The following is an 18491-nucleotide window of genomic DNA, read 5'->3' on the forward strand; positions in this document are numbered from 1 at the left end:
GTAATCATTTGGTGAACCGGAAACAAGCCGGCTGTTGTGCCGCCCCCGCAATCAGCCGGGAACCGCGCCGTTGGCCGCCTCGTATTCGCTCGCGGCGGCCGCCGCCGCCACGCCGGACACCGGCGCCAGCATCGCCAACTGCTCCATCAGCTGCGCGAACCGCAGCTGCCCCGGCGCGATCGCGTCGACATGCATCAACACGCCGATCGCCTCCTCCGCCAGCTCGCGCACATAGCCAGTCTGATGCAACTGCGAGATCAGGATCTGCGCCGAATTAAACAGGATGCGCATATTGTGCGGCAAGGCCTTGCGCGCCACCCGCATCCACTCGACCGCCTCGATCAACTTGCCGGTCTTCCACAGCAGCACGCCCTTGTTCATCATGTCGGTCGCCTCCTGGCGCGAGGCCTTGATCAACTCGATGCCCTCGTCGCCCATGCGCGCCTTGTCGAAGATCTTTTGCACGTCCTCCAGCAGCGGCGCGTTGTCATGGTTGTTGCGCGCGACATAGCACAACAGCGTGACCGGCGCGTCCTTGACGCCCACCGCGAACAGCAACGTCGCCATGTCGAGGCAGGTGGTGCTGTCCGGGCGCTGTTTGGTCTCGTCGGCCAGCATCGCCTCCAGCTCGTCGCCGGACTTGCGCGCGCGCCGGTAGTCGCCGCTCTCGTGGTAGACCAGGCCCTCGGTGATCTTGGCGCGCAAGGTCACCTGGTCGCCGCCGAATTGATGGACCGCCGCGTTCAGCAGCCGGATCGCCTCCTTGGTATCGTTCTTCTGGCCGCACACGCGCGCCAGGCCGAAATAGGCGTCGACCGTCTTGGCCACCGAGTACTCGCCCATCTCTATGCATTTGCGGAAGGCTTTTTCCGCCACCGGGATGTTGCCCAGCTTGAGCGCCGTCTGGCCGAACGCGCGCTGGCGCGGCACCGAGTTGGGCGACAGCTTGGCGGCTTTTTCCAGCACGCCGAAGGCTTCCTCGTACTTGCCCTGCTGCTGGTACGACAGCGCCAGCTGGTCGAAGGCGTCGATGTAAAAGCGGTTGTCGGCGATCACCGCCTGGAACATCTGCTGCGCCGCCTCCAGGTCGCCGGCGCTCATGCGGATTTTACCGAGGCCGCAGCGCGCCCAGTTGTAGTCGCGCTCCTCGAGCACCTTCTCGTAGACGGCGCGCGCCTGTTCGGGCACGCCGCTTTTAAGCAGCAAGGTGGCCTTCATCCGCTGCAGGTCGATCTCGTGCAGCGGATTGACGGCGATCTGCTCTTCGCACAGGCGCGCCGCGCGCAGGTAGTCCTTGTCGGCGAAGGCCTGGTCGATCTCGCGGAAGATCTGCTTCTTGTTCCACACGCGGTTCAGGCGCGTCAACAGCACGCCCTCGGTGATCGGCTTGATGATGTAGGCGTCCGGCTGGTGCTCGGCCGCGCCCATCACCGACTCCACGCTCTTCTCGGCCGAGACCATCAGCCACACGCTGCTGGGCAGCATCAGGTTGCGCATCCGCGCCTCCTCCAGCACCTGCTGGCCGTTCTTGCCGTCGCCGAGGTTGTAGTCGCACATGACGACGTCGTAGCGCGTCTTCGACAGCAGCACGATCGCCTCGCCGCCGCTGGCCGCCTGGTCGATGTGCTTGGCGCCGAGGTTGCGCAGCGATTCGCGCAGCAGCTGGCGGATGCCGACGAAATCGTCGACCAGCAGATAGCGCTTCTCCGCCCAGTCGATATCGCCGCTGGCCTGGGTTTCGGCGCTCATGGCAGCCGCAGGATGAAACAGCCGCCGCCCAGCGCGCCGCCATTTTCCAGCGCGATGCCGCCGTGGCGCAGGCGGTGCCGGTGCATCCGCGCCACTTCGCTGGAAAAGTACAGTCCGAGGCCGCTGCTGTTGCTGATGAAATCGACCTTGCCGCCGCCGGCTTGCAGGGCGGCGCCGGTCTGCAGCATCGCCGGCGGGAAGCCGTCGCCGTTGTCCTCCACGCGCAGCTCCAGATAGTCGCCGTCGATGCTGGCGGTCAGCCGGATGCGGTCGCGCGTGTAGCGGATGGCGTTGTTGATGGCGTGGACCAGCACACCGATGATCAGGTCCTCGTCGAAAGTCCAGATGGCGTCGGCCGGGAAGTCGACGTCGAGCGCGATGCCGCGCGATTGCAGCAGCATGCGCGCCTGGCCCTTGACCTGGTCGATCAACTCGATGACGCGGTGGACGGCGGGGTCGAACGGATAACCGGGCTTGCCGACCTCCTTGTACAACGCAAGCAACTGGATCAGGTTGTCGTTCAGGCGGCGGGTCTGGTACAGCATCTGCCCCAGTTGCTCGTATTGGGGCTGGGCCGGTTCGGACGACGGCGGCGGCGCGCCGGCGATCAGGTGCTCCAGCGTGCCGCTGAGGACGCCGATCGAGTTCTTCATGTCGTGCACCGTCGAGGCCAGGAACATCAACAGCTCCGGCGATCCATCGTAGTGCCGCGCTTGGTCTTCATCCATTGTTCGGTGCTCGCGCCCGGTTCAAACGCTGATTATATCCCGTGGGATATAGCCGCGCCAACGCCGGCGGCGCTGCTGTGCGCACCAAATTTGCGCCAACGCAACGCCGCAACGCAACGCCCTGTGGCGGGATCACTGCGCGGCGGGATCACTGGGCGCGGCGGCGCTCCTTGAGCAGGAAGCGGCCCGGATCGAGCGCGGCCACCAGCGCCGACTCCAGCGGCGGCGGCGCATGTTCCAGCTGGCTGACCAGCAGTTCGGCCATCAGCGGCGCCCAGATCAAGCCGCGCGACGCGTAGCCCAGCAGGCCGTACAGGCCGGGATGGCGCGGCACGTCGCGCAGGCGCTCCAGACGCCCGGCGGCGGCGTAATCGGGCAAGGCGCCGCACAGCGGCAGGCGGTCCGGCGCCGCGCAGCGAAAGCCGACCCGCCCCGCCAGCGGCGCGCCGGCCGCCAGCGCGGCCACCGCATCGCCGGGGACGATCTCCGCCAGCCGCGTGAGGTTTTCCAGCTGGCTGCTGGCGCGCAGCGCCGGATCGTCGTCGTTGTCGTAGGTCGCGCCGGCGCAGACGATGCCGTTGGCGGGCGGCGTCACGTAGGCCTCGCGGCACACCACCAGCGGCAGGCGCGGCACGCCCGCCTGGTCCTGCGCCAGGTGCGTGACCTGGCCGCGCAACGCCGACAGCGGCAAGCGCGCCGCCTGCGCGATGTCGACGGCGCCGGTGCCGTTGGCCAGGATCACCGTCGGCGCCTGGGCGATCACCACGCCGTCGGCGCCAAGCACCTGCCACTCGTCCCCGGCTCGCCGCAGCTCCGGCGCCCTTGCGCCGAACACGCGGCGCAGGCGCTCGCCGCACGCGGCCAGCATGGCCTCGCACAGCGACGCCGGCCGCGCCCAGCCGCCACGTTCGAACAGCCAGCCGCCGTGCGGCGTCGCGCCGCCCAGCAGCGCGCCGGCGGCGTCGGCCGCCAGCCAGCGCGCGTATTCCGGCGGATAGTCCCACGCCGCCAGCACCTCGCGCTGCACCTTCGCGTGGGCGGCGTCGCGCGCCAGCTGCAGCACGCCGCAGTCGGCGCCGTCGAAGGCTTGGCCGACGCCGCCCAGCCGCCGCCACTCGCGCAGCGCGAACAGATAGGCGGCGCGGCTCAGGCGGGTCGGGATGTTGTCGTCCTTCGACAGCAGCGGCATGAAGATGCCGGCCAGGTTGCCCGAGGCCTCGCGCGCCGGCCCGGCGTGGCGTTCGATCAGCGTCACCTGCCAGCCGTTGGCGCACAGGCGCTGGCAGGCGGCGGAACCGGCCAGGCCGGCGCCGACGACGATCGCGCGCCGCTGCGGTGGCGGCGGCGCGGCCGGCGGCGGCTGGCGGCTTCGGTAGACCGCATTGACATCGGGCGAAGCGGCGATCGCCTGGCAGGCGAAACCGGCCGCCGTCAGCGCCCACACCAGCGCCTCGTCCGGCGCCCGCGCGTGCAGCGTCGCGCCTTGCGCCGCCAGCTTCGCCAGCGCGCGCGCCAGGCCCGGCGGACAGGCGGCAACCAAAAACTCGTCGACCCGCGCCTCGACCTGCGGCAGCACCGCGTCGAGCGCGCCGACCAGCAGATCGAGCGTCACCCGGCCGTCATCGAGCACGATCCGGTGGAAGCCCGGCACGTCGAGCGGCCACAGGGCGCGCAGCCGGGCGTCGGCGAGGTCCGCTGCCGCCGGCAGCGCCGGCGCCACGGCCAGATAGTGCAACGGCGCGCCGGCCCGCGCCGACGCCCACGCCGCCAGAAAACGCGCGCCGTCGCCGAAGTGCGTATCGAGAACGACGCGTCGCCGCGCGGATGCCGTCATCGCTTGCGCCGCTTGCTGCAAAAGCACGCCGGATCGTGGTCGTCGACCATGCCGATGCCCTGCATGTAGGCGTACACGATGGTCGAGCCGACGAACTTGAACCCCAGCTTGGCCAGGTCCTTCGAGATCCGGTCCGACAGCGCCGTCTTGCTCGCGCGCTGGTCGCCGTCACGGACGATCGGCTTGCCGCCGACATAGTCCCACAGCAGGCTATCGAGGCTGCCGCCGCCGGCGCGCAGGCGCAGGTAGGCCTGCGCGTTGGTGACCGCCGCCGCCACCTTCAGGCGGTTGCGCACGATGCCGGGATCGGCCAGCAAGGCGGCCACCTTGTCGGCGTCGTAGGCGGCGATCTTGTCCGCGTCCCACTGGTCGAAGGCGGCGCGGTAGTTCTCGCGCTTGTTGAGGATGGTCTCCCAGCTCAGCCCCGCCTGCGCGCCCTCCAGGTTGAGCATCTCGAACAGGCGCGTCTCGTCGTGGCAAGGCACGCCCCATTCGGTGTCGTGGTAGTGCAGGTACAGGGGGTTGGCCGGATTGGCCCAGCCGCAGCGGATTTTGGTCATCGCGTCGAGAACAAGGTTGTCGGGAGGGTGAGTATAGCAACCGCGGGGCGCCATCGGGAACGGGTTAGAATGGAATCCCCCACCGACAGGAGCCGATGATGCAATTCGAAGCGACACTGGAATGGAAGCGCGACGGCCAGGATTTCCTCGGGCAGCGCTATAGCCGCGCCCACACCTGGCGCTTCGACGGCGGCGCCGTGGTGCCGGCGTCGTCGTCGCCGCTGTCGGTGCCGCTGCCGATGTCGGACGCCGCCGCCGTCGATCCGGAGGAGGCGCTGGTGGCCGCCGCGTCGAGCTGCCACATGCTGTTCTTCCTGTCGATCGCCGCCAAACGCGGCCACACTGTCGACAGCTACAGCGACCGCGCCGTCGGCACCCTCGGCAAGAACGCCCAGGGCCGGATGGCGATGACCCGCATCGCGCTGCGCCCCGCCATCGTCTTCGCCGGCACCGCGCCGCCGGCCGAGGAGGAGCTGCAGGCGATCCACCACCAGGCGCACGAGCACTGCTACATCGCCAACACGCTCAATTGCGAGGTGGTGGTGGAGGCGCCGGCGCCGTAGCCGGCTCAGGTTTCCAGGTCGCTCGACAAGCCCACCCGGCGCCGCTCGCCGCCCAGCAGCAGCGGCCCGGCCAGGTTGCTGACCAGGCGCACCTCGCCGCCGGCGACCGCCTCGTCGAGGTTGTGCATCAGGCGCGGAAACAGGCCGTCGGCGCGCGCCCGCTCGGTGCCGTACAGCGCCGCCCAGGCGTCGCGGCCGGAGCGCTTGGCGATGTACAGGCCCTGGTCGGCCAGCTCCACCACCTGCGACCACGACAGCAGGCGCGGTTGCGCCGGCAGGAAGGGGAAGCAGGCGAACCCGATCGAGCAGGTCTTCGACAGCCGCACGCCGTCCGGCAGCGTGAAATCGCGCTCGGCCACCACGCGCCGCATGCGCTCGGCCAGCGCGCGCGCCTCGTCGCGGTCGGTGGCGCGCGCCAGCACCAGGAACTCCTCGCCGCCCCAGCGGATCACGTAGTCCGATTCGCGGAACACCAGCAGCAGGCGCTCCTTCATCTGCACCAGGATGGCGTCGCCGGCGGCGTGGCCGTAGCGGTCGTTGACCTCCTTGAAGTGGTCGATGTCGACCATGAAGAACACCAGGTCGCTGGCCGCCTGCGGCTCGGCGCCGCCGGGCGGGTGGCCGCGCTGCAGGCCGTCGTCGTGGCCGCGCAAACTCATCGCCACGTCGGCGTCGACATGGCGCAGGAAAAAGCGGCGGTTGCGCAGGCCGGTCAGCTGGTCGGTCAGGCTGACCTCCTCGAGCGCCCGGTAGGCGCGCTCGAGCTCCAGGTTCTTCTCCAGCAGCTGCTCCTGGGTCGCGCTCAGCGTCTTGAGCGTGGCCGCCACCTGGCGGTAGGCGCTGGCGTTGTCGAGCGCGATGGCGCCGAACGCGCACAGGCTGCGGAAGATCAGCCGTTCGCGCTCGCCGTAAGCGTTGGCGTGCGGCGACTGCACCGTCATCGCGCCGAGCACGCGCTCGCCCACGCGCAGCGGCGCGAACAGCAGGGTCGACGTCGGCAAGGTGCCGGGGATCAGGTTGGGGGTCGGCTCCTGCCCGCCCAGTTCGATCAGGATCTCGCGCCGCTCGCGCACGCAGCGCGCCGAATTGGCGTGCGGGTCCGACAGCGCGTAACGCACCGCCGGCAGCGGATGGCCGGCCTCGACGCCGAACGCGCAGGACAGCCACACGCCGTTCGACTCGAGCAGGAAGATCGAAAAATGGGTGGCGTCGAGCAGCCCGTGCACGTGGCGGTCGAGCGCGCGGAACACCGCCGCCGCGTCCAGGTGGGCGGTGATCTCCTGGCCGATCGCGCTCAGGTGCGCCAGGGTGGCGCTGGTCTGCTGCAGCACCTCGGCGCGCTGCGCCTCGGCCGCCGCCAGCTGGCGGTGGTGCTCGGCCTCGGTGTGCGCGCGCTCGGTCTGGTACTGCACCTGCATGGCGACGGCGCGGTTGGTGGCCTGCTGGCTGTGGGTCTGGTCGCGCGCCGCGCCGGCCCGCAGCGCCATCGCGTAGGCACGCGCGTGGTCGCCGATGGCCGCGTACTCGCGCGCGGCGGCGTCGAGCAGCGCGCCGGGCACCGTGTAGCCGTCGATGGTGGCGGCGATCTCCAGCGCCAGCAGCAGGTAATGCAGCACCGCGTTGGGCGCCGTCATCGGTTGCGGCGCCGGCAGCGGGTGGCGCGCGTGGATGTCGGCCAGCACGTTGAGCGCGGCGATCTGGCCGGAGGCGTCGTCATGCTCGCGCGCCAGCGCCAGCGCGCCGCTGACTGCGGCCAGCGCCTCGGCCGGACGGCCCAGGTGCGACAGCGCGTGCGCCTGGCCGCGCCGCGCGCTGCTTTGGAAATCGGTCTGCGCCAGCGCGTCGCCGCGCGCGGCCAGCCGCGTGAAGCTGTCGAGCGCGGCCGCGTGGTTGCCCAGGTCGAGCGCCAGGTCGCCCTGGTATTCCAGCGCCACCGCGTAGGCGCGCGAGCCCGACAGCGGCGTCAGCACGTGCAGCGCCTCGCGCAGCAGGGTTTGCGCGGCCTCGCGCTGGCCCAGCTGGCGCAAGGTCTCGGCGGTCTGCATCAGGCACATGCCGATGCTCAGCGGCCAGCCGGCCGGGCGCGCCAGGTCGAGCCCGCGCTGCATCCATTCCAGCGCCGCCTCGTGCGCGTTGAGGCTGGTGAAGCCGTTGCCGATGTTGGTGGCGATGATGATGGCGCGGCGGATCTGGCCACTCACCAGCGCCGTCTCGAAACTGCGCATCAGGTGGCCGATGGCGCGGCCGTACTCGCAGCGCTGGAAGGCGCAGGTGCCGAAATAGTCGCTGATCCAGCCGGCGGCGACCGGCGCGGCGTCGCCGGGGTCGGCGCCGAAGCGCGCGCTCCAGCGCAGCTGCGCGGCCCGCAGGTCGCCGAACGCGGCGCAGATGCCTGCGGCGGCGTCGATCACGTCCTGCCGCACCGGGTCGCCGCCGTCGCGCGCGGCCGCGCCGGCGCGCGCCAGCCAGGCGTCGCCGGCCGCGCTGTCGCCGCGGTCGTTGGCCACCCAGGCCAGCACCCAGCAGGCGTCGGCGCTGGCGCAGGCGGCCGCCGACGGCCCGGCCGCGGCGGCGCGGCACGGTTCGACGTCGCCGGGATCGGTGGAATGGATGGAAACAGGCGCGCCGGAGGCTTGCTCAAACAGCAATAGTGCCTGTTCGGCCTGATATTGGGCGGTGTCGAGCTGGCCGTTGAGCCAGTCGGCCTCGGCGGCGATAAGCAGCAGGCGGCCGCGCGCCAGCAGCGCCGCCGACGGCGGCAGCGTCGCCAGCAGCGGGACGATGTCGGCGGACAAGGCGCGGGCGCGCGCCGGCGCGCGCTGGCGCAGATGCCAGGCGAGCGCCACCAGCAGCGGCAGGCGCCGCGCGCCGGATGTCTCCGGCAACGCCGCCTCCCACCGCGCCAGCTCTTCATCGAGAGCAAACATGTCCACCAAGTAACATCCTTTGACTGTGTGTCGCCCGCCGGCTAGTTGCCGGAGCGCATTTAAACACGCTTCCAGCATTATTCCACAGTTTTCAGGCCGCCCGGCCGCAGCGCGTTTTCCGGCCGGGGAAGCTACCTGGGTCGGCGCTGGCGGCCACGCCGCCACCGACCGTTCGCCCGTTGGCGCGCCGCTTTACTGCTGCGTCCGGGGCGCGTCCGTCTTGCCGGCCGCCATCTGCGGCACGGACTTCATGTGCTCGTCGATGGTGGGCTGCAGCTTGGCCGCCAGCGCCTTGACGTCCGGGTCCTTGGCCTTTTGCTGGGCGTCGGCGACCAGCTTGTGCGCGGCCTTGTGGTCGTTGACGCCGGCGTTGGCGACATAGTTCTTGTCGAACTCGGCCCCGCTGAGCGCGTTGAGGCGGTCGGCCATCTTCTTGTGCTTGGCGTCGGGCTCGGTGGGCAGGGTCACGTTCTTGGCCTGCGCCACCTGCTGCACCTCCTGCAAGCCCTTGGTGTGGTCGTCCACCATTTTCTGGGCGAAGGCCTTCACTTCCGGCGCGCTGGCTTTTTGCACCGCGATGTTGCCGGCGGCGACCTCGTTGACATTGGCCTGGGCCAGGCTGGTGAGGATGCGCTGGTCGCCCTTGCTCAAATTTTGCGCAGTGGCCGCGCCCGCGGCCAACACGGCCGCACAGGCGGCGACGGCTATCCTGATCTTGTTGTTCATGATGGATACCTCCCAATGAAATGAAGAGGAATCAATTCTACAAAGCCCGGATAATGGCGGACGCACCTTACGTTTAGGCAAGGATTAAACGGAAAGCCGGCGCCCACAACGGCAAAACGCCGGCAAGCCGGCGTTTTTTATCGGACAGCGGCGAGGCCTACGACGCGTGCTTGCTGATCTCGATCAGGCGGGTGCGCATGGTGTCGCTGGCGGCCGGTCCCGGCGCGAACATATAGTCCTCGTCGTTGATGGCCAGGCCGCTGTTGGCGTCGACCAGCACCTGGTCGGCCGGCTTGCCGGTTTCGCGGCTGACCACCAGCAGGCTGGCGCCCTCGGGGGCCAGGTGGTCGTTGCCCCAGGCGATGAAGGCCAGCAGCACCGGTTTGAAGTCGCGGCCGGCCTTGGTCAGCACGTATTCATAACGCGGCGGCCGGGCGCTGTACTGGCGGCGCTCCATCAGGCCGCCCTCGACCAGGCCCGCCAGGCGGCGCGTCAGCATGTTCGGGGCGATCTTCAGGCTCTTCTCGAACTCGTCGAAGCGCGACAGGCCGTAGAAGGCGTCGCGCAGGATCAGGATGCTCCACCATTCGCCAACTTTGCCGAGGCTGCGGGCGATGGGGCATGGCATGCGGCCGAAATCGGTATGTTTCATTTGTAACTCCTTAGTTCAGGTTGAACTGGAAAACTCGGTAATAAAGGCAGCGCGCGATCAGACCGGCCGGCGGGTGTGCGGCGGCAACGTGCGACTTGTACTCGGGAAAGCCCCTGTGACATGAATATTTTTTTTCGGTGTCAATTTTTGTCTCCTTTTTGGCCTTGCGATTGAGATATTTCCTCTATAAAAACAACACTCTCCGGCCGTTTCATCCTTCAACATAGACCATAAAGTGGCATTGAAAACTCTCCAAAATTCACCATGTTCGACAGTAAATTTCTTCGTGAAATAGGGCCGTCGTGGGGCCGCAAGCGCGCATTCGCTGGCGCGCACCCGGGTGCTGGCTGGCTAGGTGCACAGTGGCAACAATTTCACAATTGCCTTCGTCCAACACCGAAACCATTATTGATGATCTAAAAAAAGCCTGCTTTTGCTGCAAGTGACCAAGGTTCTGTAGGCGGAGAAAACTATTAAAAATTTTTAAAAGATAGGCATAATACGCAACAGGGCGTGACGAATTTATCAACCATCCAAGGTGACCCATGCCGACGGCCAGCGACAGCACCCAACGCAAAATCCTCATCGTGGACGACTCCGCGTTCGAGCAGCGTGTGCTGGTCGATCTGCTCAGCGAGCTGCCGTACAAGGTGTCGGTGGCGTTCAACGGGCTGCAGGGCTATCAATTGGCCCTGGCCAACCACCCGGACCTGATCCTGCTCGACGTGCGCATGCCGAGCATGGACGGCTACACGGCGTGTAGGTTGCTCAAAGCCAACCCTGTGACGCAGGACATCCCGGTGATCTTCCTCAGCGGCGCCGACGCCGACGAGGAGCGCATCATGGGCCTGTCGATCGGCGGCGTCGATTACGTGTCCAAGCCGTTTTCGCCGGGCGAGCTGGCCGCGCGCATCCAGGTGCACCTGGACCTGGCGCGCCGGGTCAGCGACCGCGGCCGCCAGGCCTCCAACGACGCCGAGGCCGGCGCGGCCGGCGCCAAGACCGGCGACAGCGATCCGGACGCGGTCATCGTGGCCGCCGTCAAGCGCCTGATCGCCGACAACCTGGCCACCTTGCCGGGGCTGGCCGAAATCGCCCGCAGCGTCGGCACCTACCGCGAAAAACTGTCGCAGATCTTCCGCGAGCAAACCGGCATGACGGTGTTCGCCTTCATCCGCGAGGCGCGCCTGCGCCGCGGCGAGGACTTGCTGCGCGACACAGACATGGACGTGCAGGACATCGCGCTGCTGATCGGGTTTAACAACGCCGGCAATTTCGCCACCGCCTTCCGCGAGCGCACCGGCATCACGCCCAGCGCGTTCCGCGCCTCGATCCAGCAAAGAAAAACGCCGCAGGCCTGACGTGAACTGAACCCCGAAAGTTGGACACCAACTTTCGGGGTTTTTTTATGGCGAAGTACAGCATGCAGTTCAAACTTGCAGTGGTCCAAGAATGTCTACTTGGCGAGGCGGGAGTCAGATCGATCGCCCAAAAGCACGCACTGGACCATTCAACGGTTAGGCGGTGGTCTGGTTTATATGCATCCCACGGGCAAGCTGGTTTAGTGAAGAAGTTCACCCACTATCCTTCGGAGCGAAGGCTGCAGATTTTGGAGTACATGTGGGCAAACGAGCTTTCATATCGTCAAACTGCAGCGGTCTTCAACATTCGCAGTCCCACGTGCGTCCCGGCATGGGAGCGCTGTTATCATAGCGGTGGTGTAGACGCTCTAAAGCCGCGACAGCGCGGCAAACCTAAGAAGATGCCAGATCCCCAGCCGCCCCTACCTCAGCCCCATGTGGATGATGAAACCCGTACCCGCGAAGAACTGCTCGCCGAGGTGAATTTTTTGCGGATGGAGAATGCGTACCTAAAAAAGTTGAAAGCCTTAGTTCAACAGCAGCGAGAGCAGCAGACGACAGCGCGCAAAAAGCGCAAGTAGTTAGCGAGCTAAGGCAACAATTTCCTCTGGCCGACCTGCTGAAGTTGGCCGGCTTGGCGCGCAGTACTTTTTACTATCAGCAGAAGGTCGCACAGGCCGCCGATAAGCATCAGTCGCTGAAGCTGCAAATCCAATCTATTTTCGCCCTCAACAAAGGACGTTATGGGTATCGACGCGTGACGCTCGCTCTCCGCAATCTAGGCCAGCAGGTGAACCATAAAACCGTGCAACGGCAAATGGCCAAACTGGGCCTGAAGTCGCTGGTGCGCCCCAAGAAATATCGATCCTACAAGGGAGAGGTTGGCCAAGCGGCAGCCAATGTACTACAACGCCAATTTGAGGCCAAGGCTGCCAATCAGAAATGGGTGACAGACGTGACGGAGTTTAACGTCGCAGGGGAAAAACTTTATCTGTCGCCGGTGATGGACCTCTACAACGGTGAAATCGTCGCCTTTGAAACAGCCAAGCGCCCAGTGTTTAAACTGGTGAGTTCCATGCTCCAGAAGGCCTTGTCCAAGCTAAGAACTGACGACAAACCCATGCTGCACTCCGACCAGGGCTGGCAGTATCGAATGCCTGCCTACCAACGCATCCTGCGTCAGAAAGGCATGGAACAAAGCATGTCTCGTAAGGGAAACTGTCTCGACAACGCGGCGATGGAAAGCTTCTTTGCCGTGCTCAAGACCGAGTTCTTCTACCTGAACAAATTTAGCAGCGTCGACGAATTACAAACAGGCATCAAAAAGTACATCCACTACTATAATCACGACCGTATCAAGCTCAAGTTAAAAGGGCTGAGTCCTGTGCAATACAGAACTCAGCTCTTGGCTACCTAGCAAACTAAACCGTCCAACTATTTGGGGTCAGTTCAGACGGCGTGCGGCGTTTTTATTTGCTAATTGGCCAAACCCGCCACCCGGCGAGCCCCCTCGCATAGGGGTCGTACCCCGTACGGGGTACGACGGGGACGCCGAGTCCCCATGCCGTGCGGGGTGAAGACGGCGGCGCTAGCGCAGCCGGAACACGCTGACCACGGCGGCCAGGTTGGCAGCCTGCTCCTGCAGCGAGCCGGCCGCGGCCGCCGCCTCCTCCACCAGTGCCGCGTTTTGCTGCGTCACCTCGTCCATCTGCGTGATGGCGCGGTTGACCTCCTCGATGCCGGTGCTCTGCTCGTGGCTGGCGGCGGAGATCTCGGCCACCACGTCGCTGACGCGGCGCACGCTGGCCACCACCTCGGTCATCGTGGTGCCGGCGCGCTGCACCAGCGCCGTGCCGTTGTCGACCTGGGTGACCGAATCGTCGATCAGTTGCTTGATCTCCTTGGCCGCCGCCGCGCTGCGCTGGGCCAGGTTGCGCACCTCGGACGCCACCACCGCGAAGCCGCGCCCCTGCTCGCCGGCGCGGGCCGCCTCCACGGCGGCGTTGAGCGCCAGGATGTTGGTCTGGAAGGCGATGCCGTCGATCACGCTGATGATGTCGACGATCTTGCGCGAGGCGGCGCTGATGGCCTCCATCGTCGCGATCACCTCGCCCACCACCTGGCCGCCGTCGGTGGCCGTGCCCGACGCGGACAGCGCCAGCTGGTTGGCCTGGCGCGCGTTGTCGGCGTTCTGCTTGACGGTCGAGGTCAACTCCTCCATCGCCGAGGCGGTCTCCTCGAGCGAGCTGGCCTGCTCCTCGGTACGGCTCGACAGGTCGAGGTTGCCGCTGGCGATCTCGGCCGACGCGGTGGCGATCGTGTCGGTGCCGCCGCGCACCTCGCCCACCACCCGCAGCAGGCTGTCGTTCATCGCCTTGAGCGACAACATCAATTGTCCCGTCTCGTCCTTGCCGTGGCTGACGATGTGGCCGGTGAGGTCGCCCTCGGCCACGCGGCGGGCGATCACCACCGCCTCCTCCAGCGGCCGGGCGACCGCGCGCGAGACGGTCGTCGCCAGCACCAGGCTGATGACGATCAGCGCCGCCAGTGTGCCGAGGATGAGCCTGCGCGCCAGCACGAAGGTCTGCGCGGCCGACGTGTCCGACGCCATGCTGCCGTCGTCGTTGATCTTGACCAGCGCGTCGAGCTGCTCGTTGACCTGGCGGAACACCTTGTTGGAGGCGCCGCGGAACAGCACGCGCGCCTCCTCCTTCTGCCCGGCGCGCGACAGCGCCACCAGCTTCTTGCTCTCGACCTGGTAGGCCTGCATGGTTTGCTGCAGCTCGGCGTAGATGCGTTTTTCCTCGGCCTCGGACACCAGCGCCGCGTACGACGCCTGCTGCTTGGCCAGCGTCTCGAGCCGGCTCGCCATCGATTTCTCGGTGGCCGCCATATCGGCCTCCTCGGTCACCAGGATGTGGGTCGATTCCGAGATCCGGTAGCGCGACATCGACGTCTGCATCTGCCCCAGGTAACGCACCGCCGGCATCCAGTTGGTGGCGATGTCGGTCGAGGCCTGGTTGACCTTGACCAGCTGGTTGATCGAGAACAAGCCCAGCACGCAGGTCAGCGCGATCACCACCGCGAACGCCAGAATGAGCTTTTTACCTATCTTGAGGTCATAGAACCATTGCATTATTCACTCCATATTTTTTCCGCAAGGAAATCAATGATAGAGCTTGCCCAGGACAATGTCGATGATTTCGGGACAATCGGGGGTCAAATTGTGGCCGATGTGTGGCCGAATTGTGTCCTGGCGGGATAGCCTAGCGGCCGCCCGCCGTCGCGCCCGCCACCATCTGGCGGCGCCAGAAGAACCACGAGGCCAGCGCGTTGACCCAGTAGGCCCCGTACAGCGCGGCCGTCAGGTACAGGCCGCGGCTGGCGTACAGCGGGATCGAGACGGTGTTGACCAGCAGCCAGAACGGCCAGGTCTGCAGCCGCCGCCCCATCAGCAGCAGTTGCGCGATGATGCTGAACATCAGCACCGCCGAATCGATGAACGGCGCGTAGGCGTCGGTCCACGCTTGCAGCATCAGGCCGTAGGCGGCGGTGGCCGCCAGTCCGGCCGCGCTCATCGAGCCCAGCAGTACCGGCCGCGCCAGCGAAATGGGCAGCGCCCGGCCGCCGCCGGCGGCCCAGCGGCGCCAGCCGACCAGGCAGGTGACGATGAAGAACAGCTGCAGCGCGACGTCGGCGTACAGCCGGGAACCGTAGAACAGCGCCGCGAACATGGCGCAGCCGATCACGCCCAGCCACCACGAATGCACGTTGTTGCGTCCGGCGAGCACGATGGACAGCGTCATGACGGCATTGGCGGCGAGTTCCAGCGGTGTGGTCAAAAGGCGTCCTTCGAGGCGGTGGCGCGGGGGCCCCCGCTACGGGTGGCAAGCGGCCGGCAGCAGCTTGGCCGGGATGGCCTCGCTGCCGCAGCGCCAGGCCACGCGCTTATTCTCGTCCAGGCTAGGCGTGAACGCAATAGCCTTGCCGCGATAGTTCAGGTCGGCCGGGAACACGTGCACCATGCCGTTGGCGGCGTCGACGGTGATGTTCTGCACCACGTGGTTCGGATCGTCCATCGCGTAGCCGGCCTGCTCGAGCGTCGCCGGGGCGCTGCCGTGGGCGTAGAAATAGCGTTCCACCGCCGCCGTCGCCTCCTGGCCGACGCCGACCACCTGCGCCATGCGCGCGCGCGTGGCGTAATCCTGGTAGGCCGGCACGGCCACCGCCGCCAGCGCGCCGGCCAGCGCCAGCACCGCCAGCAGCGAGCCGGCGCCGCCCACGCCCAGCCGCGGCACGCACAGCGCCAGCGCATAGGCCAGGCCGTGGCGGCCGGGCTGCTCGACCTCGCCGCCGCGCGCCAGCGCGCGCATCGCCGCCATGCGCTTGACCAGCCACGGCTGGTCGCCCACCAGTTCGTGGAACGACATCCAGAAGCCGGACGACTGCTGCGCCTGGGCCGCGTAGCCGGACGCGCTCAGCTGGCGCCAGCGCTTGCCGCCGGCCGCCAGCGCCGCCAGCCCCACCTGCGCGCTTTTGAGGTCGTCGCAGGCGTGGAAGCCGTGGCGGTCGCACGTGTACTCGCGGGCGCGGGCGTACGCCGCGCCCAGCAGCGGCAGCCACGACGCCGGCGCCAGCAGCGCCGACCAGCGCAGGTGCTGGCGTTTGAGGTGGCCGATCTCGTGGCCGATGTAGAAATTGATCGCGTCCGGATGGTCCTCGAGGGCGTCGACGACGTCCGAATACAGCACGATGAAGTTATTGCCGAGAAAGCGCGTGGCGAAGGCGTTGAGCGTGCCGCCCATCTGCAGCAGATACGCCTCCGGCGCCCGCTCCAGGCCCAGCCGGCGGCAGCAGGCGTCGATGCGCTCGCGCAGGTCGGGGAACTGCTGCGCCGTGATGCGCACCCCCGTGCCCTTGAGCCAGGACACCAGCGCCGACTGGGCGAAACAGTAGGTGACGAAGAACAGCAGCACGTACAGCAGCGCCATGCCCATGGTGGCCGCCAGCAGCGCGGCCCAGACCAGCAGCGACACCGCCAGCATCAGGCCGAACAACGCCTTTTCGTTCTTGTACACCAATTCCATATCGCTCCCGGCCGGCAAAAGTTTCCCGGGAGCTATTCTAGCGGTTTATTTACGAAAAATACAACTCTTTATGATAACGTTGCCTGCAACTCGGCGATATTGATCGGTTTGACGAGGTGGGCGGCGAAGCCGGCCTCGCGGCTGCGGTGCTTGTCGTTCTCCTGGCCGTAGCCCGACAGCGCGATCAGCTTGACGCCGTCGCCGCGCGGCAGCCGGCGCAAATGGGCCGCCAGTTCGAAGCCGTCCATGCCGGGCAGGCCGATGTCGAGGATGGCCACCTGCGGCATCGCCCTGGCCGCCTCGGCCAGGGCCTGGGCCGGATCGTAGGCCACGCTGGCGCTGTAGCCGAGCGCGCCGAGCAGGTCGGCCAGCGAATCGGCGGCGTCCTGGTTGTCGTCGACCACCAGCACCCGCGTGCCGCCGCCGGCCGCCGCCACCGGCTCGCCGAGGGCGTCCGGCGCGGCCGCCTGCTCCACCACCGAATCGGGCAGGGTCAGCGTGAAGGTGCTGCCGCGCCCCTCGCCGGCGCTGTAGGCGGCCACCTCGCCGCCGTGCATCTGCACCAGGTTGCGCACCAGCGCCAGGCCGATGCCCAGCCCGCCCTTGGCGCGGTCGACCAGGCGGTTGCCCTGCACGAACAAATCAAACACGTGCGGCAGCAGCGCGGCCGAGATGCCCGAGCCGTCGTCGGTGACCTGGATTTGCAGCGAACGGTCCTTGACGCGCGTGGCCAAGGTCACGTGGCCGCCGGCCGGGGTGTAGCGCGCCGCGTTGCTCAACAGGTTGGACACCACCTGCGCCAGCCGCGCCGGATCGCCGTGCCAGCGCACCGGCGCGACGTCGACCAGCAGCCGGTGCTGTTTTTGCTCGAGCAGCGGGCTGGCCATCTCGATCGCCTTGTTGAGCACGTCCGCCAGCGCCACCGTCTCCTTGCGCAGCTCGACCTTGCCGCTGGCGATGCGCGAGACGTCGAGCAGGTCGTCGACCAGCCGCACCAGGTGGTCGACCTGGCGCTGGATCACCTCCTGCTCGTGGACCGTCTCGCTGTGTTCGCCGCCGCGCAGCTTCATCAGCTTGAGCGCGGTGACGATAGGCGCCAGCGGATTGCGCAGCTCGTGGCCGAGCATGGCCAGGAATTCATCCTTGATGCGCGAGGACGCGTTGAGGTCGGCGTTGAGGCGCTCGCTCTCGGCCATCGCCTCGGCCAGCGCGCGGTCGCTGTCGAGCCGGCTCAGGGTGGCGCACACGGTGGCCGTGTACTGTTCCAGGAAGCGGCGGAAGGCGGCGTCGAGCGGCAGCCGCGGCGAGACGCGGAACGCCAGCGCCAGCTCGTCGCACAGCTGCAGTTCGGCGCCGCTGACGACCACCACGGACGGGTCGCCGGCGGCGCAATGGCCGATCGCGGCGCCGTCGGCGGCCGCCGCGCCCGGACCGCGTAGCAACACCACCGACAGCAGGTCGCCCGGATCGTCGGCGGCGCTGGCGGCGATGCCGGCGCGCACGTCGGCCTCGCTGCGGCAGGCCAGCAACCGGCGCGCCAGCAGGTCGAGCGCGTGGCGGCGGCGCTCGGCCAGCACCTGGGCGGTGGTCTCGGTGCACACCACCAGCACGCCGGCGACGCGGTCGTCGGCGCCGAACACCGGCGTGTAGGTGTAGCTCCAGTAGACGTCCTCGATGCGGCCGTTGCGCCAGATCGGCACCAGGTTGTCGGCGTACCAGCGCGGCTCGCCGCCGTTGCGCACCTCCTCGATCTGCGGGCCGATGATGGGCCAGATCTCGGCCCAGCATTCGCGTCCCCGGTGCCCCAGCGCGGCCGGATGCTTGCCCTCGCCGAAGCACGGCACGTAGGCGTCGTTGTAGACCTGGGTCAGTTGTTCGCCCCACCACAGGAACATCGGATGCACCGAATGCATGACGATGCCGACCGCCGTGCGCAGCGCCGCCGGCCAGTCGTCGATCGCGCCCAGCGCCGTGGTGTGCCACGGAAAATCGCGCACCATGTCGCGCATGGGCGTGCCCTGGCCGATGAAGCGGTACGCGTGCGCGTCGGCGGCGGGGAAGGACAGAGTGGTAACGGAGTGGGCCGCCATGATGACTTTGTTTGCAGAAAGCCAAAGTGTAACAAGTGTATTGTTCGGCGGCGCACAATAGGCCGGCGGACGCGCATTGTAGTTAGCAAGCAACGCCACGGCCCGCCACATCGCTTAATAAATCAACTACCTGATCGTTTCCCCGGCGCCGATTTTTCGCGCGTTGAACTCGCATATGATCGGTTTTCCCACACAGGGAGAGACATCCACACAG

14 protein-coding genes are annotated in these 18491 nt (G+C 67.4%); 3 read left to right on the forward strand and 11 right to left on the reverse strand.

The window, feature by feature from the left end; all coding sequences use genetic code 11:
- Positions 1–51 precede the first annotated feature (51 nt).
- The 4 genes from JOD97_RS21795 to JOD97_RS21810 all read right to left on the reverse strand — a co-directional run bounded on the left by JOD97_RS21795 (position 52) and on the right by JOD97_RS21810 (position 4871).
- Complete coding sequence (locus tag JOD97_RS21795; protein ID WP_209723222.1) at positions 52–1749, reverse strand: tetratricopeptide repeat-containing response regulator; 1698 nt, start codon at positions 1747–1749, stop codon at positions 52–54.
- Complete coding sequence (locus JOD97_RS21800; protein ID WP_209723225.1) at positions 1746–2477, reverse strand: sensor histidine kinase KdpD; 732 nt, start codon at positions 2475–2477, stop codon at positions 1746–1748. Before JOD97_RS21800 ends, JOD97_RS21795 begins: the two co-directional genes overlap by 4 nt.
- A gap of 148 nt (positions 2478–2625) precedes the next feature.
- The gene (mnmC, locus tag JOD97_RS21805) at positions 2626–4311 is read right to left on the reverse strand and encodes an FAD-dependent 5-carboxymethylaminomethyl-2-thiouridine(34) oxidoreductase MnmC (RefSeq protein WP_209723228.1); all 1686 of its coding nucleotides are present in this window, start codon (positions 4309–4311) and stop codon (positions 2626–2628) included.
- Positions 4308–4871 carry a DNA-3-methyladenine glycosylase I gene (locus JOD97_RS21810; RefSeq protein ID WP_209723231.1) on the reverse strand — a complete coding sequence of 188 codons (564 nt, stop codon included), beginning with the start codon at positions 4869–4871 and terminating at the stop codon, positions 4308–4310. The genes mnmC and JOD97_RS21810 overlap by 4 nt, the downstream gene beginning before the upstream one ends.
- A gap of 95 nt (positions 4872–4966) precedes the next feature.
- On the opposite strand from JOD97_RS21810, the gene JOD97_RS21815 reads away from it, so the two are divergent.
- Entirely contained in the window at positions 4967–5434 is a 468-nt protein-coding gene (locus tag JOD97_RS21815; RefSeq protein WP_209723234.1) for an OsmC family protein, read from the forward strand.
- A 5-nt stretch (positions 5435–5439) separates the two neighbouring features.
- Here the strand turns inward: JOD97_RS21815 and JOD97_RS21820 are convergent, their stop codons facing one another.
- The 3 genes from JOD97_RS21820 to JOD97_RS21830 all read right to left on the reverse strand — a co-directional run bounded on the left by JOD97_RS21820 (position 5440) and on the right by JOD97_RS21830 (position 9739).
- Complete coding sequence (locus JOD97_RS21820) at positions 5440–8361, reverse strand: diguanylate cyclase (RefSeq protein ID WP_209723237.1); 2922 nt, start codon at positions 8359–8361, stop codon at positions 5440–5442.
- Between the two features lie 192 nt (positions 8362–8553).
- The gene (locus JOD97_RS21825; RefSeq protein ID WP_209723240.1) at positions 8554–9087 is read right to left on the reverse strand and encodes a DUF4142 domain-containing protein; all 534 of its coding nucleotides are present in this window, start codon (positions 9085–9087) and stop codon (positions 8554–8556) included.
- Positions 9088–9244: 157 nt separating this feature from the next.
- On the reverse strand, positions 9245–9739 hold the full coding sequence (locus JOD97_RS21830; protein ID WP_209723242.1) for a helix-turn-helix domain-containing protein: 495 nt from the start codon (positions 9737–9739) through the stop codon (positions 9245–9247).
- 545 nt (positions 9740–10284) lie between these two features.
- Between JOD97_RS21830 and JOD97_RS21835 the strand changes: the two genes are divergently transcribed.
- Complete coding sequence (locus tag JOD97_RS21835) at positions 10285–11100, forward strand: response regulator (protein WP_209723245.1); 816 nt, start codon at positions 10285–10287, stop codon at positions 11098–11100.
- Positions 11101–11147: 47 nt separating this feature from the next.
- Positions 11148–12517, forward strand: a protein-coding gene (locus JOD97_RS21840) for an IS3 family transposase (protein WP_229264634.1) whose coding sequence is annotated in 2 segments (ribosomal slippage) — positions 11148–11622 and positions 11622–12517 — 1371 coding nt in all. Because the reading frame shifts where the segments join, the coding sequence is not laid out codon by codon here.
- Positions 12518–12688: 171 nt separating this feature from the next.
- Here the strand turns inward: JOD97_RS21840 and JOD97_RS21845 are convergent.
- The 4 genes from JOD97_RS21845 to JOD97_RS21860 all read right to left on the reverse strand — a co-directional run bounded on the left by JOD97_RS21845 (position 12689) and on the right by JOD97_RS21860 (position 18277).
- Positions 12689–14236 carry a methyl-accepting chemotaxis protein gene (locus JOD97_RS21845; protein WP_209723248.1) on the reverse strand — a complete coding sequence of 516 codons (1548 nt, stop codon included), beginning with the start codon at positions 14234–14236 and terminating at the stop codon, positions 12689–12691.
- A 130-nt stretch (positions 14237–14366) separates the two neighbouring features.
- Positions 14367–14942 (reverse strand): nicotinamide riboside transporter PnuC, encoded by a 576-nt coding sequence (pnuC, locus tag JOD97_RS21850; protein WP_209723251.1) that lies wholly within the window; start codon positions 14940–14942, stop codon positions 14367–14369.
- A gap of 36 nt (positions 14943–14978) precedes the next feature.
- Positions 14979–16187, reverse strand: coding sequence for a M48 family metallopeptidase (locus JOD97_RS21855; protein WP_209723253.1), 1209 nt, complete (start codon positions 16185–16187; stop codon positions 14979–14981).
- A gap of 68 nt (positions 16188–16255) precedes the next feature.
- On the reverse strand, positions 16256–18277 hold the full coding sequence (locus JOD97_RS21860; RefSeq protein ID WP_209723256.1) for an ATP-binding protein: 2022 nt from the start codon (positions 18275–18277) through the stop codon (positions 16256–16258).
- Positions 18278–18491 lie beyond the last annotated feature (214 nt).

It is taken from the genome of Duganella sp. 1411 (genome assembly GCF_017833525.1).
In the GTDB taxonomy this organism is placed as follows: domain Bacteria; phylum Pseudomonadota; class Gammaproteobacteria; order Burkholderiales; family Burkholderiaceae_D; genus Rugamonas.